Origin of the sequence: Rhizobium sp. LjRoot258 (assembly GCF_964254185.1) — a bacterium.
In the GTDB taxonomy this organism is placed as follows: domain Bacteria; phylum Pseudomonadota; class Alphaproteobacteria; order Rhizobiales; family Rhizobiaceae; genus Rhizobium.
The window spans coordinates 2595860-2614839 of record NZ_CAXUST020000001.1; the positions used below are offsets into that span (position 1 = coordinate 2595860).

General features: G+C 60.0%; 17 protein-coding genes. 9 read left to right on the forward strand and 8 right to left on the reverse strand.

Translation table 11 applies throughout. The annotated features are described in order from the left end of the window. The first annotated feature begins 23 nt into the window (after positions 1 to 23). From ACSQ9D_RS12865 to ACSQ9D_RS12875, 3 genes are all read left to right on the forward strand, one after another. Positions 24 to 416 carry a hypothetical protein gene (locus ACSQ9D_RS12865; RefSeq protein ID WP_436282547.1) on the forward strand — a complete coding sequence of 131 codons (393 nt, stop codon included), beginning with the start codon at positions 24 to 26 and terminating at the stop codon, positions 414 to 416. A gap of 332 nt (positions 417 to 748) precedes the next feature. After that, positions 749 to 2446, forward strand: coding sequence for a DEAD/DEAH box helicase (locus ACSQ9D_RS12870; RefSeq protein ID WP_436282548.1), 1698 nt, complete (start codon positions 749 to 751; stop codon positions 2444 to 2446). A 196-nt stretch (positions 2447 to 2642) separates the two neighbouring features. After that, positions 2643 to 3284: a bleomycin resistance protein gene (locus tag ACSQ9D_RS12875; RefSeq protein WP_436282549.1), complete on the forward strand. Its 642-nt coding sequence runs from the start codon at positions 2643 to 2645 to the stop codon at positions 3282 to 3284. On the opposite strand, the gene ACSQ9D_RS12880 is transcribed toward ACSQ9D_RS12875, so the two are convergent. After that, positions 3281 to 4192: a DMT family transporter gene (locus ACSQ9D_RS12880; protein ID WP_436282550.1), complete on the reverse strand. Its 912-nt coding sequence runs from the start codon at positions 4190 to 4192 to the stop codon at positions 3281 to 3283. The genes ACSQ9D_RS12875 and ACSQ9D_RS12880 overlap by 4 nt on opposite strands. Before the next feature lie 355 nt (positions 4193 to 4547). Here ACSQ9D_RS12880 and ACSQ9D_RS12885 point away from each other — a divergent pair, with 355 nt between their 5' ends. Genes ACSQ9D_RS12885 through ACSQ9D_RS12895 form a run of 3 tightly spaced genes read left to right on the forward strand, consistent with a single transcriptional unit; the run spans position 4548 to position 7728 of the window. Next, positions 4548 to 5957 (forward strand): circularly permuted type 2 ATP-grasp protein, encoded by a 1410-nt coding sequence (locus ACSQ9D_RS12885; RefSeq protein WP_436282551.1) that lies wholly within the window; start codon positions 4548 to 4550, stop codon positions 5955 to 5957. Then, entirely contained in the window at positions 5957 to 6898 is a 942-nt protein-coding gene (locus tag ACSQ9D_RS12890) for an alpha-E domain-containing protein (RefSeq protein WP_436282552.1), read from the forward strand. Before ACSQ9D_RS12885 ends, ACSQ9D_RS12890 begins: the two co-directional genes overlap by 1 nt. Before the next feature lie 11 nt (positions 6899 to 6909). Next, the gene (locus tag ACSQ9D_RS12895) at positions 6910 to 7728 is read left to right on the forward strand and encodes a transglutaminase family protein (protein ID WP_436282553.1); all 819 of its coding nucleotides are present in this window, start codon (positions 6910 to 6912) and stop codon (positions 7726 to 7728) included. An 80-nt stretch (positions 7729 to 7808) separates the two neighbouring features. On the opposite strand, the gene ACSQ9D_RS12900 is transcribed toward ACSQ9D_RS12895, so the two are convergent. The 5 genes from ACSQ9D_RS12900 to chvE all read right to left on the reverse strand — a co-directional run bounded on the left by ACSQ9D_RS12900 (position 7809) and on the right by chvE (position 14327). Beyond that, complete coding sequence (locus ACSQ9D_RS12900; RefSeq protein ID WP_436282554.1) at positions 7809 to 9242, reverse strand: aldehyde dehydrogenase family protein; 1434 nt, start codon at positions 9240 to 9242, stop codon at positions 7809 to 7811. Between the two features lie 70 nt (positions 9243 to 9312). Further along, on the reverse strand, positions 9313 to 10308 hold the full coding sequence (araD1, locus tag ACSQ9D_RS12905) for an AraD1 family protein (protein WP_436283830.1): 996 nt from the start codon (positions 10306 to 10308) through the stop codon (positions 9313 to 9315). Positions 10309 to 10419: 111 nt separating this feature from the next. Beyond that, complete coding sequence (gene mmsB, locus ACSQ9D_RS12910; RefSeq protein WP_436282555.1) at positions 10420 to 11628, reverse strand: multiple monosaccharide ABC transporter permease; 1209 nt, start codon at positions 11626 to 11628, stop codon at positions 10420 to 10422. Further along, positions 11625 to 13163: a multiple monosaccharide ABC transporter ATP-binding protein gene (gene mmsA, locus ACSQ9D_RS12915; RefSeq protein WP_024317666.1), complete on the reverse strand. Its 1539-nt coding sequence runs from the start codon at positions 13161 to 13163 to the stop codon at positions 11625 to 11627. The genes mmsB and mmsA overlap by 4 nt, the downstream gene beginning before the upstream one ends. A 99-nt stretch (positions 13164 to 13262) precedes the next feature. After that, positions 13263 to 14327, reverse strand: coding sequence for a multiple monosaccharide ABC transporter substrate-binding protein (chvE, locus tag ACSQ9D_RS12920; RefSeq protein ID WP_436282556.1), 1065 nt, complete (start codon positions 14325 to 14327; stop codon positions 13263 to 13265). A gap of 273 nt (positions 14328 to 14600) precedes the next feature. Between chvE and ACSQ9D_RS12925 the strand changes: the two genes are divergently transcribed. Continuing rightward, on the forward strand, positions 14601 to 15611 hold the full coding sequence (locus ACSQ9D_RS12925; RefSeq protein ID WP_037118392.1) for a LysR family transcriptional regulator: 1011 nt from the start codon (positions 14601 to 14603) through the stop codon (positions 15609 to 15611). Positions 15612 to 15666: 55 nt separating this feature from the next. Further along, positions 15667 to 16140: a hypothetical protein gene (locus tag ACSQ9D_RS12930; protein WP_436282557.1), complete on the forward strand. Its 474-nt coding sequence runs from the start codon at positions 15667 to 15669 to the stop codon at positions 16138 to 16140. Here ACSQ9D_RS12930 and ACSQ9D_RS12935 read toward each other — a convergent pair whose 3' ends face one another. Next, the gene (locus tag ACSQ9D_RS12935; RefSeq protein ID WP_436282558.1) at positions 16141 to 16383 is read right to left on the reverse strand and encodes a hypothetical protein; all 243 of its coding nucleotides are present in this window, start codon (positions 16381 to 16383) and stop codon (positions 16141 to 16143) included. A gap of 154 nt (positions 16384 to 16537) precedes the next feature. Here ACSQ9D_RS12935 and iolG point away from each other — a divergent pair, with 154 nt between their 5' ends. Next, the gene (iolG, locus tag ACSQ9D_RS12940) at positions 16538 to 17530 is read left to right on the forward strand and encodes an inositol 2-dehydrogenase (RefSeq protein ID WP_436282559.1); all 993 of its coding nucleotides are present in this window, start codon (positions 16538 to 16540) and stop codon (positions 17528 to 17530) included. 92 nt (positions 17531 to 17622) lie between these two features. Here iolG and ACSQ9D_RS12945 read toward each other — a convergent pair whose 3' ends face one another. After that, positions 17623 to 18846: an ROK family transcriptional regulator gene (locus tag ACSQ9D_RS12945; protein WP_436282560.1), complete on the reverse strand. Its 1224-nt coding sequence runs from the start codon at positions 18844 to 18846 to the stop codon at positions 17623 to 17625. Positions 18847 to 18980 lie beyond the last annotated feature (134 nt).

Genomic DNA, 18980 nt, shown 5'->3' on the forward strand with positions numbered 1-18980 from the left:
TTCGTCTACGAAAGGAGACGACCATGTCCGTACTTCATAAAAGCGTGGCGGCGGGCTTAATGGCATTGACCCTGACTGGTGCATCCCTCATCCCGGCAACACCCGCAAATGCCAACAGTGACTTCTGGGGCGGCGTCGCCGCTGGAGCCGTCGGCGGCATTCTGCTGTCGCAGGTTGCACGCCCCTACCCTTATTACGGCTACTACCCGGGCGCGTACTACAGGCCCTACTACAGGCCCTACTACAACTCCTATTATAGGCCTTACTACGGCTACAGACCATACGTCAGGCCTTATTCGGCCTATCGGAGCTACTACAGGCCCTACTATTCGCGGTCCTACTACGCGCCTCGCTGCCATATCGAATGGCGACGCAGCGGTTGGGGCGAAGCTTACCGCACAAGGGTCTGCTACTGAGATAGCGCTGGCTTGGGGCCGTGACCGGCCCTTTGCGCCACCGCTGCGTGAACCGGTGCTCTTGACTTTTGGCCCGAACTAGACCAAATGCAGGCCAGCTTTCACCTTCCGGCCGCCGCGTGAGCGTGCCCCTGCCAGCAAATAGGATGCAGGAAGAAGGACAAAAGCGCATTTCATACAGGCCGCATCCCAAGACGCGGCAGAAGCGCTGGAAAGCTTTTTCCAACAAGACAAGTTCCCACTTCACGCGGGGTTCTTGACGCCAGAATGACACCGGGCCGCACTCTGCGATCCGGCGGATTTGTTTTGGCGCGCCCTAAAAAGGTTATGACTTGACCAATTTTGAATCGCTTGGTGTGTCCAAGCCGATCGTCGCTACACTTTTCCAGCTCGGCATCGAAACGCCGACCCCTATCCAGGAAAAGGCAATCCCGCTTCTCCTTCAAGGCCGTGACCTCATCGGTCTCGCACAGACCGGCACCGGCAAGACGGCCGCCTTCGGCCTGCCGCTCATCGAAAAGCTCATCCCTGAAGAACGTCGCCCGGACAACCGCACGACCCGCACGCTGATCCTGGCGCCGACCCGCGAACTGGTGAACCAGATCGCCCAGAACCTGAAGAACTTCCTGCGCAAGTCTCATCTGCGCATCAACGTCGTCGTCGGCGGCGTGTCGATCAACAAGCAGCAACTGCAGCTTGAAAAGGGCACCGACATTCTGGTCGCCACGCCCGGCCGCCTGCTCGACCTCGTCAACCGTCGCGCCATCGGCCTCACCGCGGTGCGCTACCTCGTGCTCGACGAAGCCGACCAGATGCTCGACCTCGGCTTCGTGCACGACCTGCGCAAGATCTCCAAGATGGTGCCGAAGAAGCGCCAGACCATGCTGTTTTCGGCCACCATGCCGAAGGCGATCGCCGATCTCGCTGCCGACTTCCTGACCGATCCGGTCAAGGTCGAAGTCACGCCTCCCGGCAAGGCTGCCGACAAGGTCGAACAGTATGTTCACTTCGTCAACGGCAAGAACGACAAGACCGATCTTTTGAAGAAGTCGCTCTCCGAAAACCCCGATGGCCGCGCCATCGTATTCCTGCGCACCAAGCACGGCGCCGAGAAGCTGATGAAGCACCTCGAGCATGTCGGCTATTCCGTTGCCTCGATCCACGGCAACAAGAGCCAGGGCCAGCGCGAGCGCGCCCTCAAGGCCTTCAAGGACGGCGCCATCAAGACGTTGATCGCCACCGACGTCGCTGCCCGCGGCATCGACATTCCCGCCGTCAGCCACGTCTACAACTACGACCTGCCTGAAGTTGCCGAAGCCTATGTCCACCGTATCGGCCGTACGGCCCGTGCCGGTCGCGATGGCATCGCGATTGCCTTCTGCGCGCCTGACGAGTCGCGCCTGCTGCGCGACATCGAGCGCCTGATGAGCATCAACATCGCGGTTGCCAGCGGCGAAGCCCCTGCCAACATGAACGCGACCCCACGCCGCGGCAATGGCAACGGCAATGGCGGCAACCGCGGCCAGGGTCGTGGCGGTGAAGGTCGCGGCAGCGAAGGCCGTGGCGAACATAACCGCTCGGGCGGTCGTCCGGAGCGTCGTCCGCGTCGCGAAGGCGAAGGCGGCGAAGTGCGCGCCAACAACGAGGAACGTCGCGAGCGTCGTCCGCGTCCGGAGCGCCAGCCCCAGTCCCAGCGCAACGAGGACTTCTGCGGCCAGCGCCGTGGCGAGCCTACGCCTGCCGTCGGTCCCGACAATGATCTGGCCACGACGTCCGACTTCCGTCCGGCCCGCAAGCCACAGCGCCCCCAGCATGGCAACCATGCCAATGGCAGTGATGCAAACCGTCATCATCCCGGCGGTGGTGCACGCAACGCCCACGCTCGTCCGGCCCGCAAGCACGGCGAAGACCGCGGCGCGCAGGCCAATGCCGGCGGTGGCGAGCGCGGCGAACGTCGCGAAGGCAACGGCGGCAACCGCCGCGGTGGCCCTTCGCGCGGTGGCAACGGTCAACGCCGCGAACGCGCCTGATTAAAAGACAGGGCGGGAGAAATCCCGCCCTTCAAAATGCGCGTCTTACGGCGCCAGATCTGTTCCCCATTATTTCAATCCTACCTTGTAGCAACCGGTCAGCTGCGTTAACATGACTGTGCTGCTGTAGGGCGCGTCGGCCTCGGGCCGGAGGGGCATTGCCCGCCTACGACAACGTCAAATGTAGTCCGCGCCCATGCCCAATATCGAAAACCTTCGAAAGCAAGCCAAGACCTACCTGCGATGGCATCGCCAACGGTACTATCCCGTGGCGGCGCAAATCAGGTGGATTCTGCCCAGATATCGAGACCAAAGCGATCGAGAGATACTGGAAGCAGATTTCAAGCTCAGCGACGCCCAGGAGCTTGTTGCCAGAAAGCATCGCTTTGCGACTTGGCCGGCGCTCATAAAAGGGATCGAAGCCATGACAGGGTCGCCAGTCCTCAATAGCAACGGCTCGCTTATCATATCCGCGCAGCCGCAACTCTTCGTCTCCGACCTCGATGCCGCGTTCCGGTTTTATGTCCAGCAGCTCGGCTTTAAAGTCGCATTTTCCTATGGAGAGCCGCCGTTTTATGCCCAGGTCTTTCGCGATGGCGCCCGCTTGAATCTGCGAAAGGTCGGCGTGCCAGCTTTCGACGCCGGCTTCAGGGCCCGAGAGGTCGATGCCCTTTCTGCAACCCTGACGCTCGACGATCCGAAGCCGCTGTTCCTGGAATATCAGGCAGCCGACGTCCCGTTTCATCAGTCTCTACGGACCGAGCCATGGGGTGCACGCACCTTCATCGTGAGAGACCCGGATGGAAACCTGATCGCCTTTTCAGGCGGCGATATCTAGGCGCGCCTCATTGCGGCCATATCTCGTGAAGGCACGCTCGCCGGTCGGTTCGTCAGATAGACGCCGGCAACGACCACGACGGTGCCGAGGATCAGGGGCAGCGTCAGCGGCTCGCCGAAAGCGATAAAGGCCTCGAGCGCCACCGTTGGCGGCATCAGATAGATGAGCGAAGCCGCCCGCGAGACCTGACCGCGACGGATGAGATAGAGCAGCAGTCCGACGCCACCCATCGAGAGCCCGAATACCGACCAGATGAGCGCCGCGATGGCCTGCGCCGACGCATCGAAATGCATGCGCTCGAAAGTAAGCATCAGCGGCAACGTGACGATCAGCGCGCCGACATATTGCAGCGTGGCGATCGGCAGAAGGTTGCCGGTCTGCAGATGCTTCTTTTGATAGAGTGTTCCGTAAGTGACGGAACACATGGCGATAAGGTTGATTGCCAACGGCAACGCCGCATGCGCCAGATCAGCGGTGGCAGGATCGACAAGCTTCGGCGATATCGCGATGGCGATGCCGAGAAAACCGAGCAGCAGACCAAGCCTCTGGACGCCCTGCAGGCGCTCGCCGACGAGCAGCGGCGCAGCCATTGCCGTCAGAAGCGGCTGCAGGGCGGCAATGATGCCTGATATCCCCGCCGGCACGCCATTCGCGATCGCCCACCAGAGGCCGGCGAGATAGAAGCCATGCAGGAACACACCGGAATAGATCGCCTTGAAAGCGACCGCCCGGCCCGGCCAGGCCGCGCGCATCACGAGGCAAAGGCTGAAGAACGCCAGCGCCGACAACGCGTAACGCACCGCAAGGAAGGTAAACGGCTCCGAGTGGAGGGCGGCGTATTTCGCCACGACCCAGCCGGTCGACCAGAGAAGAACGAAAATGGCGGGTGCAAAGCGATCGAGCGACATAAATTGATCCTGGGGCAATGGATTGCGGTGCTGATAGCCGACCGATGGGGTGCCCGTCAAAAGCGAACCGCTGATCCTTACCTGAAGTTTCGTTGATGCCAGGCGCGAGCCTCCATCCGACCCCTCAGCCCGAAATTGAATCGGATGCCGACTTGAAATTGATCAACTGCTCACATTTTGAGCGAACGCTGAGGATTGATTACAGGAGCGCCGACGCCAGCTTTCGATAAATGCCCAGTTTTTCGACTGTTTTGGCCGTCGGAAGGTTTTTACGAATCTCGCCTTCAAACTGTGCATGGTTCTTGCATTGCTATTTGCGTTGTATTCAAATGAACAAAAAAGGGGAGCCACACCTTTGGCATTTGATGAAATGATCACCGGGGACGAAAGTCCGCGTCAGCCGTATGAGAAATATTTTGAGTGGTACAATAACCAAGATCGAACGCATCTGATTGCCAAATCCCGGGACGCGGAAAACATCTTCCGCAAGACTGGCATTACCTTTGCGGTCTACGGACACGCAGACTCCTCCGAAAAGCTCATCCCCTTCGACATCATCCCCCGCATCATTTCCGGCCGCGAATGGCGCAAGCTCGCTCAGGGCATCGAGCAGCGGGTCATCGCCCTCAACGCCTTTCTCGATGACATCTACCACAAACAGGAGATCATTCGCGCCGGGCGCATTCCGCGCGAGCTGATCGAGAGGAACGATACCTTCCTGCCCGAGATGATCGGCTTCCGGCCGCCCGGAGGGGTCTACACCCACATCGTCGGCACCGATATCGTGCGCACCGGCGAGGATGAGTTCTACGTGCTGGAGGACAACGCCCGCACGCCTTCCGGTGTCAGCTACATGCTGGAAAACCGGGAAACGATGATGCAGATGTTCCCGGAACTGTTCCACACCAACAAGGTCCGGCCGGTCGAGGACTATCCCTACCTGCTGCGCCAGAGCCTGGCATCGCTTGCGCCTCCCGGCTGCAAGGGCAAGCCGCGCGTCGCCGTTCTGACCCCCGGGATCTACAATTCGGCCTACTACGAGCACTCGTTCCTGGCCGACACGATGGGCGTCGAGCTTGTCGAAGGCTCGGATTTGCGCGTCATCGACGGCAAGGTGAAGATGCGCACAACGCGCGGCTACGAGGCGATCGACGTGCTCTACCGCCGCGTCGACGACGACTTCCTCGATCCCCTCACCTTCCGAGCGGATTCCGCGCTCGGCATCCCGGGGATCATGGATGTCTACCGCTCCGGCAACATCACCATCGCCAATGCACCCGGCACCGGCATATCGGACGACAAGGCGATCTATTCCTATATGCCCGAGATCGTAGAGTTCTACACTGGGCGTAAGCCGATCCTGGAAAACGTGCCGACCTGGCGCTGTTCCGAGCCGCAAAGCCTCAGCTACGTGCTCGAGCATCTGGAAGAACTCGTCGTCAAGGAAGTACACGGTTCAGGCGGTTATGGCATGCTCGTCGGCCCGACAGCTTCGAAGAAGGAGCGCGCCGACTTTGGCGAGAAGTTGAAGGCGAAGCCCGCCAACTACATCGCACAGCCGACGCTTTCGCTTTCGACCGTGCCAATCCTCGTCAACAAGGGAATTGCGCCGCGCCATGTGGATCTGCGCCCCTATGTTCTCGTCTCCGACAAAGTGCAGATCATCCCCGGCGGCCTGACCCGTGTAGCCCTGAAGCAGGGTTCGCTGGTGGTCAACTCCAGCCAGGGCGGCGGCACAAAAGATACCTGGGTATTGGAGGACTGATGCTCGGAAGAACCGCAAACGGACTCTACTGGATGTTCCGTTACTTCGAGCGCGCCGAGAACATCGCGCGCCTCATCGATGCCGGTCTTCGCATGTCGCTGACGCGAAGCGGAACCGGTGACGACGATTGGGATGGCGTCCTGCAAAGTGCGGGCGTGCGCGAGACCTACGACGAAGGCCACAGCAAGCTGACAAGTGCTGATGCTATCGACTACCTGCTGCGCGACCGCACCAACCCTTCGAGCGTCATGTCCTGCGTCGACTACGGGCGAAACAACGCCCGTATGGTGCGCACGGCGCTGACCCGTGAAACCTGGGAAGCGACCAACGAGTTCTGGATCGAACTCAAGGCTCTGCTCTCCAAGAGGCTGAAGCCGGCGGAACTGCCTGAAGCGATCGATGCCATCAAGCATCGCGCCGGACTAATCCGCGGCGCCTTCCATGGTTCCATGCTCAGAAACGAGCTCTATAACTTCGCGCGCATCGGCACCTTCATCGAGCGCGCCGACAATACGAGCCGTATTCTCGACGTGAAGTACTATGTGCTGCTGCCCTCGGTCTCGGCCGTCGGCACCTCGATCGACAACATCCAGTGGGAATCGATCCTGCGCTCGGTCTCCGCTCACCGCTCCTACAGCTGGGCCTATGACGGGGAGTATCGCGCCATGAATATCGCCGACTTCCTGATCCTCAATGGCCAGATGCCGCGCTCTCTCGCCTACTGCTACGAGAAGATCGTCAGCGAACTCGGCTATCTCGCCAAGGACTACGGCGAGCGGCTGCCGGCGCACGACACGGCAGACGCCATCCGCAAGACGCTCCAGACAGGTGCTATCAAGGAGATCATGGATCAGGGCCTGCATGAGTTTCTGGAGGATTTCGTCACGCGCAACAACCAGCTCGGCATGGAAATTTCCGACGGCTACCGGTTCTACGTATAGGCGGGCATCACATGAAACTTAAGATCAGCCACGTCACCGAATATCACTACGAAGAACCGTCAACCTTCTCGCTGCAGCGGCTGCGACTGACCCCGCCGACCGTGGTTGGGCAAACGGTCCTCAACTGGTCGCTACATGTCGAAGGCGCCAAGCCTGAAGTCGAGTATGACGATCAGTTTGGCAACCACATCAACCTGGTCTCTCTGGACGGTGAGCAGCGGACGACACGCATCGTCGCCGAAGGCGAAATCGAAACAGCAGATCAAAACGGGGTCCTTGGCCCTCACAGCGGGTTCTGCCCGCTCTGGCTGTTCCTGCGCGAGACGCCAAGGACGAAGTCCGGAAAGCTCATCAAGGAACTGATCAAAGGCGTGAGCGGCGAAAACGAACTCGCCCGCATGCATGCGCTGATGTCCGCGATTCATGAGACGGTGGCCTACCGGCCCGGGACCAGTGATACCGAAACGACGGCGGAGCAGGCGCTGGAGAAGAAAAGCGGCGTCTGTCAGGACCACGCCCATATCTTTGTCGCCGCGGCGCGCAGCCTCGGGGTGCCGGCCCGCTACGTCTCCGGTTACCTGATGATGGAAGAGAAGGTCGAGCAGGCGGCGACCCACGCCTGGGGCGAAGCGCATGTCCCCGGCCTCGGTTGGGTCGGCTTCGACCCCGCCAACAATATCTGCCCTGACGCGCGCTATGTGCGTGTCGCCTCCGGCCTCTGCTACCGCGATGCGGCCCCCGTTTCAGGGATGCGCATCGGCACGCCGGGAGAAAAGCTCTCGGTCGTTGTCAAGGTGGAAGATCAGGGACAGATGCAGAGCCAGAGCTGAGCGGCTCGCCTAGGAAGAACTCAGTATCGCAAGATTGGCCCGAGCCGCCGCATGGCGGCTCGGATGATTTTATGCAATCGTTAGGCCAGCGTGTAAGCCGTCTTGACGGTCGTGTAGAACTCCGCCGCGTACTTGCCCTGCTCGCGCGGGCCGTAGGACGACCCCTTGCGGCCGCCGAACGGAACGTGGAAATCGACGCCTGCGGTCGGCAGGTTGACCATCACCATCCCGGCTTCGGAGTTGCGCTTGAAATGCGTGGCGTGCTTCAGGCTCGTCGTCGCGATACCCGCCGACAGGCCGAATGGCGTGTCGTTGGCGGTCGCCAGCGCCTCTTCATAATCCTTGACGCGGATGACGGAGACAACGGGTCCGAAGATTTCCTCTCGGCTGATGCGCATCTGGTTCGTGGCTTCCGTAAACAGCGTCGGCTGCAGATAGAAGCCGGGTGTCTCGCGGCTGATGAGTTCGCCGCCGAAGGCGAGCTTGGCGCCTTCTTGTTTGCCGATCTCGATATAGTCGGTATCGGTCTTGAGCTGCCTTTCATCGACAACGGGGCCGATGTGCGTGCCCGATTTCAACGCGTTGTCGACGACCAGCGTCTGCAGCTTTTCCGTCAGCGCCGCGACGAAGCTGTCGTGGATGCCTTCAGTGACGATCAGGCGCGACGACGCTGTGCAGCGCTGGCCCGTGGAGAAGAAGCCAGAATTGGCGGCTGCCTCGACGGCGACGGTGAGGTCGGCATCATCGAGAACGACCATCGGGTTCTTGCCGCCCATTTCGAGCTGGAACTTGCGGTTATGCTCAATCGAGGCGGCAGCGACGCGGCGGCCCGTCCCGGTGGAACCGGTGAAGGTGATGCCCGTGACATCTGGACTGTCGAGCATCGTCTGACCGACCACCGAACCCTTGCCCATGACCAAGTTCAAAACGCCCTTCGGCAGGCCCGCACGATGCAGGATGTCGACGATCGCCCAGGAGCAGCCCGGAACGAGTTCGGCCGGCTTGAAGACGATGGTGTTGCCGTAGCAGAGCGCCGGCGCGATCTTCCAGGCGGGAATCGCAATGGGGAAGTTCCAGGGCGTGATGATGCCAATGACGCCGAGCGGATCACGGGTGATCTCGACGCCGATGTTGGGACGGACCGACGGAATGATCTCGCCTGCAAGCCGCAGCGCTTCACCGGCGAAGAATTCGAAAATCTGCGAAGCGCGGATCGTCTCGCCGATCGCTTCCGGCAGCGTCTTGCCCTCTTCGCGGGCAAGCAGGGCGCCGAGCTCGTCCTTGCGGGCCATGATCTCGTCGCCGGCCTTTTTGAGGATGACGTGACGTTCCCAGATGCCGGAGCGCGACCATGCCGGGAAGGCCGCCTTGGCGGCGGCTATGGCATTCCTGGTGTCGTCGACGGTACCGTCCGCATAGAGGCCGACAACCTCGTTGGTATCCGACGGATTGATGTTCTTGGTCGCGTCCGAGCCGACCCATTCGCCGGCAATGAGGTTTTGATAAATGGTCATGGGCTGATGAGGCCTCCTTCACCGTTCTATGAAAAACGGTCCGGACGCAAAGCGGCCGGGCCTTTCGAAATCAGAGCTGCTTGACGGCAATCTCTTCTTCGGCAGCAATCTTCAGCGGGTTGCGCAGCGGCAGGCCGAATTCGGCGACTTCGATTTCGAAGACGTCGCCCGCTTCCGCCTTGATGCCTTCCGCGAAGGAGAGCGTCGCAGTGCCGAACATATGGACGTGAACGTCGCCCGGCGCGCGGAACAGGCCGTATTTGAAGTGGTGATATTCGAGGTTGGCGAAGGTGTGCGACATGTTCGCCTCGCCCGAAAGGAAGGGCTTCTCGAAGATCACCTTGTCGCCGCGCTTGATCCGCGAGGTGCCGCGGATGTCTTCCGGTGCCGCGCCGATGCGGATTTCCGGGCCGAAGCTTGCCGGGCGCAGCTTGGAATGCGCGAGGTAGAGGTAGTTGATCCGCTCGGTGACGTGATCGGAGAATTCGTTCGACAGTGCGAAACCGATGCGGAACGGCGTGCCGTCTTGCGCAATCACATAGATGCCGGCCATTTCAGGCTCTTCGCCGCCGTCGAGCGCGAAGGAAGGCGAGACCAGCGGCGTGCCGGGTGCGGCCGAGCCGTAGCCGTTGCCTTTGTAGAACCACTCGGGCTGAACGCCCTTCTCGCCGGCTTTCGGCTTGCCGTTCTCAAGGCCCATCTTGAACATCTTCATCGAGTCGGTGAGCGTCTCTTCAGCCGCCTCGGAGGTCTTCTTGTGCATCGAGTCGCGCGTCGCGGCCGAACCCAGATGCGTAAGACCGGTGCCCGTCAGATGCAGGTGCGCAGCATCAGGATGCGTCATCGGCGGCAGAAACTTGCCTTCGGCATAAGCCTTTTCGAGATCAACCGCATCGCCGAGGCCATGCGCTTCGATCACGGAAACCAGCGACTTGCCGCCATTTGCGGCTTCCATGGCCAGCGCGTAGACGCTGCCGGCGTTCTTGACGGCTTTCGCGGTACCGCCCGGCTCGCGTACGGCGACGATGATCTCTCCGTTCGAACCCTTGATCTGCGAAATGAGCACGGTCTTCATCCTTTTTTCGATAGCGCGGAAAATGCTCCGCCAATCCGGCTCTGGAATGAACCGGATTGGTAAGTTCACATGACTGCGAATGCGTGGGCGGCGCCGGAGCGCTTAGCCCTTGTTCTTGTTGTAGACGTCGAAGAAGACGGCAGCGAGAAGCACCAGTCCCTTGACCATCTGCTGGAAGTCGATGCCGAGGCCGACGATCGACATGCCGTTGTTCATGACACCCATGATGAAGGCGCCGATGACCGCACCGGTGATCTTGCCAACGCCGCCGGACGCCGAGGCACCGCCGATGAAGCACGCTGCGATAACGTCGAGTTCGAAGCCGACGCCTGCCTTCGGGGTCGCCGAGTTCAGGCGAGCCGCAACGATCATGCCGGCGAGACCGGCAAGAACACCCATGTTGACGAAGGTGTAGAAGCTCAGCCGCTCGGTGTTGATACCGGAAAGCTTGGTGGCCTTTTCGTTACCGCCCATTGCGTAAACACGGCGGCCAATCGTCGTGCGGCGCGTCACGAAAGTGTAGGCGGCGATCAGCACGAGCATGACAACGAGAACGTTCGGCAGGCCCCTGTAGGTCGAGAGCTGGAAGCCGAGGAACAGGATCGCCAGCGCGATGATGACGTTCTGTGCAACGAAGAAACCATACGGCTCGACATCGATGCCGTGGCTCTCGTTCACCTTGCGGCGACGCCAGGCAAGGAAGAACAGCACGACCGGGATGATGACGGTCAGGATCAGCGAGGTCGAATGCAGCGGGATGCCCGCGATATCGATCATATCGCCTGGCAGGAAGCCCGTGCTGATGACCTGGAAGTCCTTCGGGAACGGGCCAATGTTCTTGCCGCCGAGCACAAACAGCGTCAGACCGCGGAACACCAGCATGCCGGCGAGCGTCACGATGAAGGCCGGGATACGGTGATAGGCGATCCAGTAGCCCTGGGCGGCGCCGATAACACCACCGATGATCAGGCACAGAATGCCGGCCAGCACATAGTTCATTTGCAAATTGACGGTCAGGATGGCCGCTATCGCACCGACGAAGGCGACGATCGAGCCGACAGAAAGGTCAATATGCCCGGCCACGATGACGAGCAGCATGCCGAGCGCCATGATGACGATGAACGAGTTCTGCAGAACGAGGTTCGTCAGGTTGACGGGCTTGAAGAGAATGCCGCCCGTATAGAATTGGAAGAACACCATGATCGCGACGAGCGCGATGAGCATGCCGTATTCACGAATGTTGCTTCGGATATAGTCCGCAACGGAAACGACGCTGCTTTCCTCGGTGGCTGAAGGGTTGACCGGAGTCATTGTTTCTTCTCCCCTGAGCGCATGATAGCGCGCATGATGGTTTCTTGGCTCGCCTCTCCCTTTGGCAGTTCCGCAACGATACGTCCTTCATTCATGACGTAGATGCGGTCGCACGTGCCAAGCAGTTCCGGCATTTCCGATGAGATCATCAGAACGCCTTTGCCGTCGGCGGCGAGCTGGTTGATGATAGTATAGATTTCGTATTTTGCACCGACATCGATACCGCGTGTGGGCTCATCGAGGATCAGAACGTCGGGATCGGAGAACAACCACTTCGACAGCACGACCTTCTGCTGGTTGCCGCCCGAGAGATTGACCGCTTCCTGAAAGATGCTGGAGCTGCGGATGCGCAGCTTCGAGCGGTAGTCCGATGCGACCTTCGATTCCTTGATACTGTCGATAACCGTGGCGCTCGACACGCCGGCCAGATTGGCGAGCGTCGTGTTGTGAACGATGTTCTCGCCGAGCACGAGGCCGAGATGCTTGCGGTCTTCGGTCACGTAGGCGAGACCGGCATCGATCGCCTTGCGAACGGTGCTGACATCGACTTCCTTGCCGTGCATGAAGACGTCGCCATGGATCTTGTGTCCGTAGGACTTGCCGAACAGGCTCATGGCGAATTCGGTGCGGCCGGCGCCCATCAGACCGGCGATGCCAACCACTTCGCCCTTGCGGACGGTGACGTTGATATCGTGCAGGACCTGGCGGTCACGATGATGCTGGTGATAGGCGTTCCAGTTCTTCACCTCGAGGATCGTCTCGCCGATCGGCACGGAGCGCGGCGGGTAACGATCGGCGAGCTCGCGGCCCACCATGTTCTTGATGATAATGTCTTCGCTGATCTCTTCGGTCTGACAGTCGAGCGTCTTGACCGTCATGCCGTCGCGCAGAACCGTGATCTGGTCGGCGACCTTGCGCACTTCGTTCAGCTTGTGCGTGATGATGATCGAGGTCAGGCCCTGGTTGCGGAACTCGATCAGAAGTTCGAGCAGCGCGTCGGAATCCCTTTCGTTGAGCGACGCCGTCGGCTCGTCGAGGATCAGCAGCTTGACGCTCTTCGACAGTGCCTTGGCGATTTCGACCAGCTGCTGCTTGCCGACGCCGATGTCGGTGACGAGCGTTTCCGGCGATTCCTTGAGGCCTACCTTGCTCAGCAGCTCTTTCGTGCGCTTGAAGGCTTCCTGCCACTTGATGATGCCGTTCTGGGCGACTTCGTTGCCGAGGAAGATGTTTTCGGCGATCGACAGAAGCGGCACCAGGGCCAGTTCCTGGTGAATGATGACGATGCCGATTTCTTCGGAATCCTTAAGTGCCTTGAAATGACGGACGTCGCCTTCGTAGACAATGTCGCCGTCATAGGTTCCGGCCGGGTAAACGCCGGAGAGAACTTTCATCAGGGTCGACTTTCCGGCCCCGTTTTCGCCCACCAATGCGTGGATCTCACCCTGTCGAACCTTGAGGTTCACATTCTCAAGCGCCTTTACGCCTGGGAACGTCTTGGTGATGTTCCGCATTTCGAGGATTGTATTGTCCATGGTCATAATCCAGCGCCAGCAGCCAAGAGGGGCGCGGCGATCATAAAATTGAAGACCGGAACCTGCAAGCAGCGGGTTCCGGCCAACTTGGTACAATTATTACTTCAGCTGGTCAGCCTTGTAGTAACCGCCCTCGACGAGGATCTTCTCGTAGTTGGTCTTGTCAACTGCAACAGGGGTCAGCAGGTAGGACGGAACAACCTTGACACCGTTGTCGTAGGTCTTGGTGTCGTTGACTTCAGGCTCCTTGCCTTCCATCAGAGCGTTGACCATGCCGACGGTAACCTTTGCGAGGTCACGGGTGTCCTTGAAGATCGTCGAGTGCTGGTCGCCAGCGATGATCGACTTGACCGACGGAACTTCAGCGTCCTGGCCCGAAACGACCGGGAGCGGCTGGTCCGGGGTGCCGTAGCCAACGCCCTTCAGCGACGAGATGATGCCGATGGACAGACCGTCGTAAGGCGACAGAACTGCATTGACCTTCGCGTCCGTGTAGTTAGCCGAGAGCAGGTTGTCCATACGAGCCTGGGCCGTTGCCGGGTCCCAACGCAGCGTACCGACCTTGTCCATGCCGGTCTGGCCGGACTTCACGACGAGCTTGCCGCCGTCGATGTAAGGCTGCAGAACAGACATAGCGCCATCATAGAAGAAGAAGGCGTTGTTGTCGTCTGGCGAACCGCCGAAGAGCTCGATGTTGAACGGGCCCTTGCCATCCTTGAGACCGAGGGCGTCAACGATGGACGTTGCCTGCAGAACGCCGACCTTGAAGTTGTCGAACGTCGCATAGTAGTCGACGTTGGCCGAGTCGCGGATCAGGCGGTCATAAGCGATGACCTTGATACCGGCGTCATGAGCCTTCTGGAGAACGTCGGAAAGCGTCGTGCCGTCGATAGCGGCGATGACGAGAACCTTTGCGCCCTTCGTGACCATGTTCTCAATCTGAGACAGCTGGTTCGGAATGTCGTCGTCAGCGTACTGCAGGTCGGTGCTGTAACCGGCTTCCTGAAGCTGCTTGACGATGTTGTTACCGTCGTCGATCCAGCGTGCGGACGACTTGGTAGGCATTGCGATACCGACAGTCCCCTTGTCGGCAGCCATAGCCGGCATAACGAACGACGCGACGCCGAAGGCCGCCGCTGCCATCAATGAGATAATGGATTTCATATCTCTCTCTCCCTTAGTTAATAAACGCGCGGACGAAAAATCGCCCGCCCCGAAACTGTGGCAGGTTCCGTCTTGGATCATACTTCAGATGGTGAGAAACGAAGTAGGTCTCCTCCACGCTCTCACACGTGTTGAGTGCCAACCAGCACACGGCGGCAAACTGGTATGGATTCCCATAACTGTCAAATAGAATAACTGGTAAAGTGCATAACAATTTTGGTATATCGTTAAAAAGTATTACTTTTAATGGAACGCGGTTGGGAGGCCGCAACCATGGCGTTCATTTCAGACCCACAGACGCATGCCCATGTGGACATTCAAACGGATATTTTCGGCGATGACGCCCTTTTGAGATCGGGGCTCAAGCTGAATCACCTACGGATGATCGTCGCAATCGAAGATAGCGGGCAGATTTCCGCCGCTGCGGAGGTACTGAACATTTCGCAGCCAGCGGCATCGCGAATCCTGTCGGAAATGGAGTCGATCGTTAAGACGCCACTGTACGAACGCGTCGCACGCGGCGTCGTGCTGACGACCTTCGGACAGGCACTTGCCAGACGGGCGCGAAAGATCATGTTGGAGCTGCGCGAGGCCGGCCGGGAGATTGCCGAACTGAAGACCGGAAAGGGCGGCGCCGTCTTCATCGGCGCGGTCACCGCGCCAGCCATGAGCCTCGTCGTACCGGCGATTAAGCGCGTCAGAACCGCCCTGCCCGGTATAGAGGTCACCATACAGGTCGAAACGAGCAACGTGCTTGCCCGCGAACTGCTCGCCGCCCGCCATGACTTCATCATCAGCCGCATTCCCGACGATCTCAATCCACGCCTGTTCCAGATTCAGGAGATCGGCGTGGAGAAGGCCTGCCTGATCGTGCGGGGCGGCCACCCGCTCCTGAAGAAGAAAAAGGTCGCCACCCTGGAAGACCTTCCACAATACGACTGGGTGTTTCAGCCACCGGGGACGCTGCTGCGCCGGACGATCGAGAACCTGTTCCTCTCTCGCGGCGTGCCGCTGCCCGAAAATATCGTCAACACGTCTTCCCTGTTGCTCACCTGTGCCACGGTTTGCCAGACGGATGCGATCGCTCCAATCGCGCTTGACGTTGCGCAATTCCTGGCGACCCACAAGTCGAAGGCCTCCGATGTCGGTGTGCTGCCGATCGATTTCGACATCAACGTCAGGCCCTACAGCCTGATCACGGCCAAGGAGCGGGCACTGCCCCCAAGCGCACGGCTGCTCTATGACCTCGTGCTGGCCGAGAGCAAGAAGGCGGCTGCGAGCTGACAAGCCTGGCACCACCTTGCCCGCATTAAAATGCCGCCTCCAAAAGAGGGCAATCATGCTGTTCGGCCAATCCCTGTTCCAGTCCGTGCTCGACCGTCTGAAAGCGGAGGACGATGAGACTGCCGAACAGGATGCACCGGCTGGCGCCCGTGTGAGCGGTCTCAACACCGGCCTCGCCTTCGACGTCATGGAAGGGGTCTCGGCATCGTCAGCGCGACCCGACCAGGCCTATGTCGAGACACTCGAATTTGCCCCTCCGAAGATCGTGGCCGAGCAGTCGCCGCCTCCTAAACCAGAGCCCGAGCCCGTGATGCCCGACTATCTCGTGCGTGTCACACCGGAAAACGTTGCTGCCGAACTGGATATTTCGGCGCACGATACCGTCCAAAGCCTGAGCGAAAAGCGCCGCGCCTTTGCCAAGAAGAATCACCCCGATCGCGTTGATCCGCTGTTTTGTGAGAACGCCACGAAACGGATGACGATCGCGAATCTGCTGATCGACCAGGCCTTGCGGCGCCTTGGCCGCTGACTACTCCGCGTCCTTCTTGTCTTCCTCGTCATCGGAAGATGGCGTGGCGGTTTCCGTCGACTGCGGCTTGTAGTTCCAAAACAGCATATAGGCCGCGTAGACGCCGGCGCCGCCCGACAGGACCGCCCAGAATGGATCTCCGGTAATGATTTCGACCAGCGCCCAGCCGAAGCAAACGGCCACAATCAGAATGCGGGCCCAGAGCGGGCGATAGGCCGGATGGTTCGGATCGATAAGTTGCATATTTGTCCCGTGCCGTATTTCGATCACATGTCTTTAGGATGGATTTTACAAATGTGAAAGAGCCGCGGGCTTGACGCGGCACCCATTAAATGGAATGAAAATTCCACATTCAGCAAAATTCGGTTCATTTGTTCCGAATTCAAGGGAGGTTCTCATGACTGTCAGATTTGGTCTTCTCGGTGCCGGCCGCATTGGCAAGGTTCATGCGAAGGCAGTGAACGGCGATGCCAACGCCAAGCTCGTCGCCGTTGCCGACGCCTTTCCGCAGGCCGCCGAGGCGATCGCATCGGCCTACGGCTGTGAGGTTCGCACGATCGAGGCGATCGAAGCCGCCAAGGATATCGACGCCGTCGTCATCTGCACGCCGACCGACACCCATGCCGATCTGATCGAGCGCTTCGCGCGCGCCGGCAAGGCGATCTTCTGTGAAAAGCCGATCGATCTCGACGTTGCCCGCGTCAAGGCCTGCATCAAGGTCGTTGACGAAACCAAGGCCAAGCTGATGGTTGGCTTCAACCGTCGTTTCGATCCGCATTTCATGGCCGTTCGCAAAGCCATCGATGATGGCCGCATCGGCGAGGTCGAAATGGTGACAATCACGTCGCGCGATCCGGGCGCCCCGCCGGTCGACTATATCAAGCGTTCGGGCGGCATCTTCCGCGACATGACCATCCATGACTTCGACATGGCCCGCTTCCTGCTCGGCGAAGAGCCGGTCGCAGTCAGCGCCACCGCTGCCGTCCTCGTCGACAAGGCGATCGGCGAAGCCGGCGACTACGACAGCGTTTCGGTGATCCTGCAGACAAAATCCGGCAAGCAGGCAATCATCTCCAACTCGCGCCGCGCCACATACGGCTACGACCAACGCATCGAGGTGCACGGCTCCAAGGGTATGGTCGCAGCCGAGAACCAGCGCCCTGTGTCGATCGAGGTCGCCAACGGCGACGGCTACACTCGCCCGCCGCTGCACGACTTCTTCATGACCCGCTACACCGAAGCCTATGCCAACGAGATCGCGAGCTTCATCGCCGCGATCGAGAAGGGCGCAAAAATTGCGCCTTCCGGCGCCGATGGCCTGGCAGCGCTGGCGCTTGCCGATGCTGCCGTACAGTCCGTCAAGGAAGGCAAACTCATCAAGATCGGCTGACGGTCCTCTCCCGACCGAAAGCCACCTGTGAAATGGCCGGGCCCCCTGCCCGGCCATTTCTCCTTTCTAGAGCAGGCTGCTCGGCGCCTGCCTTAGTCGGCTCCCTGGATGCCGGACATGACGATATCCTGGTCAATCACCGACAATGCCCTGTCCAGATGCCCCTCGAAGACGAGGTTCGCTTCATCGGGCACCACCCGGATCTCAGGCATTCCCTCCATCCGCACGACATGTGCCTGGCCAAGGCCCTCCTCGACCCCCTGCCGCAACAGGTCATAATAGCGCGTTCCCGCACCCGTGATCGCGATCGGCATACGTTCCGTCAGGCTCAACATACGCGAGAGCCCGTTTCCGAGCGCGATCCCAGCCTGCCTGAACGCAAAGGCAGACATGCGATGTCCTTGACGCGCTTGTGCAGCGATCTTGTCGAGCTCGGCAACCGGCACGAACTTGGCTGGGATCGTGTCGAGCGGCACCTCGAAGGCCATTCGCAAAATGGCGTAGAAGCCGGCATAGGCCTCGATGCATCCCTTGCTGCCACAGCGGCAGAGGCCGCCATTGGCCATATGCAGCATATGGCCAAAATTCGGCGCCGAGATCTCACGCTCCCCCTGCCCTGTGCGCCGGACGATGCCGAGGCCGATGCTATGTCCGAGCGACAACGCCGCCAGCGAGCGGAATTCCGCGGGCCTGGTATTCTCCTCATGCGCGCCGAGCGCCGCCGCAACCAGCTGCGTCTCGTTGCCGAGAATGATCTTGGCCTGCCAGTCCGGCCGCAACACCGAACCGAAGTCGATCTGATTGCTGCCGAAAATCGGCGACCAGACCAACGCCGGTTCGGTGGGGTGCACGAGACCTTTGCTGCTGATCGATATCAGCAGCACTTTTTCCTGGGGAAGCTTTGAGCGGACAAGAATACGTGAAAGCCCGTCCCTGACGGAGGCAACGAAACGCTCGGCTCCGGCAGGATCATGGGATCGTTCCTCGCTGAACCGGTCGATGAGCCTACCGGCATAATCGACCAGCGAATACTGGACGCCATCCGACGAGATGATCACGACGACAAGGTAGCCGCAGTCGCGCCGCTGCCGAAACAACACGCGCGGGCGCCCCCTCCCGCTGGCTGCCTGCTGCTCGGATTTCTCGATGATTTGCGCTTTTTCGAGATCGGCGGTGATCGCCGAGATCGTCGCTGAGGAAAGCTTCGTAAAGTCGGAAATCTCTGTATGCGCCAGCGCGCCATGTCTTCGAAGCGCGGCGAGCACGAGGAGGCTATTTCGCTGCCGGACCAATTCCGTGCTCGACTTGGTCAGCATATATGCCGGCCCTCTCCCCTCGCATTCCGCCCTTATTCACACCTCATCTCCAGCAGTTTCAGCAACGGAAATTAAGCCGGTAGTGCAGTGTTGACAGTTGAAAAAATCTCTGACACTAAATTTCTCGACTGTCG

Excerpts from the sequence above, each read along its gene's own strand:
- ACSQ9D_RS12865 (WP_436282547.1), top strand. The coding sequence starts at position 24 with ATGTCCGTACTTCATAAAAGCGTGGCGGCGGGCTTAATGGCATTGACC.
- ACSQ9D_RS12875 (WP_436282549.1), top strand. The coding sequence starts at position 2,643 with ATGCCCAATATCGAAAACCTTCGAAAGCAAGCCAAGACCTACCTGCGA.
- ACSQ9D_RS12880 (WP_436282550.1), bottom strand. The coding sequence starts at position 4,192 with ATGTCGCTCGATCGCTTTGCACCCGCCATTTTCGTTCTTCTCTGGTCG.
- ACSQ9D_RS12890 (WP_436282552.1), top strand. The coding sequence starts at position 5,957 with ATGCTCGGAAGAACCGCAAACGGACTCTACTGGATGTTCCGTTACTTC.
- ACSQ9D_RS12895 (WP_436282553.1), top strand. The coding sequence starts at position 6,910 with ATGAAACTTAAGATCAGCCACGTCACCGAATATCACTACGAAGAACCG.
- ACSQ9D_RS12900 (WP_436282554.1), bottom strand. The coding sequence starts at position 9,242 with ATGACCATTTATCAAAACCTCATTGCCGGCGAATGGGTCGGCTCGGAC.
- mmsB (WP_436282555.1), bottom strand. The coding sequence starts at position 11,628 with ATGACTCCGGTCAACCCTTCAGCCACCGAGGAAAGCAGCGTCGTTTCC.
- mmsA (WP_024317666.1), bottom strand. The coding sequence starts at position 13,163 with ATGGACAATACAATCCTCGAAATGCGGAACATCACCAAGACGTTCCCA.
- chvE (WP_436282556.1), bottom strand. The coding sequence starts at position 14,327 with ATGAAATCCATTATCTCATTGATGGCAGCGGCGGCCTTCGGCGTCGCG.
- ACSQ9D_RS12925 (WP_037118392.1), top strand. The coding sequence starts at position 14,601 with ATGGCGTTCATTTCAGACCCACAGACGCATGCCCATGTGGACATTCAA.
- ACSQ9D_RS12930 (WP_436282557.1), top strand. The coding sequence starts at position 15,667 with ATGCTGTTCGGCCAATCCCTGTTCCAGTCCGTGCTCGACCGTCTGAAA.
- ACSQ9D_RS12935 (WP_436282558.1), bottom strand. The coding sequence starts at position 16,383 with ATGCAACTTATCGATCCGAACCATCCGGCCTATCGCCCGCTCTGGGCC.
- iolG (WP_436282559.1), top strand. The coding sequence starts at position 16,538 with ATGACTGTCAGATTTGGTCTTCTCGGTGCCGGCCGCATTGGCAAGGTT.
- ACSQ9D_RS12945 (WP_436282560.1), bottom strand. The coding sequence starts at position 18,846 with ATGCTGACCAAGTCGAGCACGGAATTGGTCCGGCAGCGAAATAGCCTC.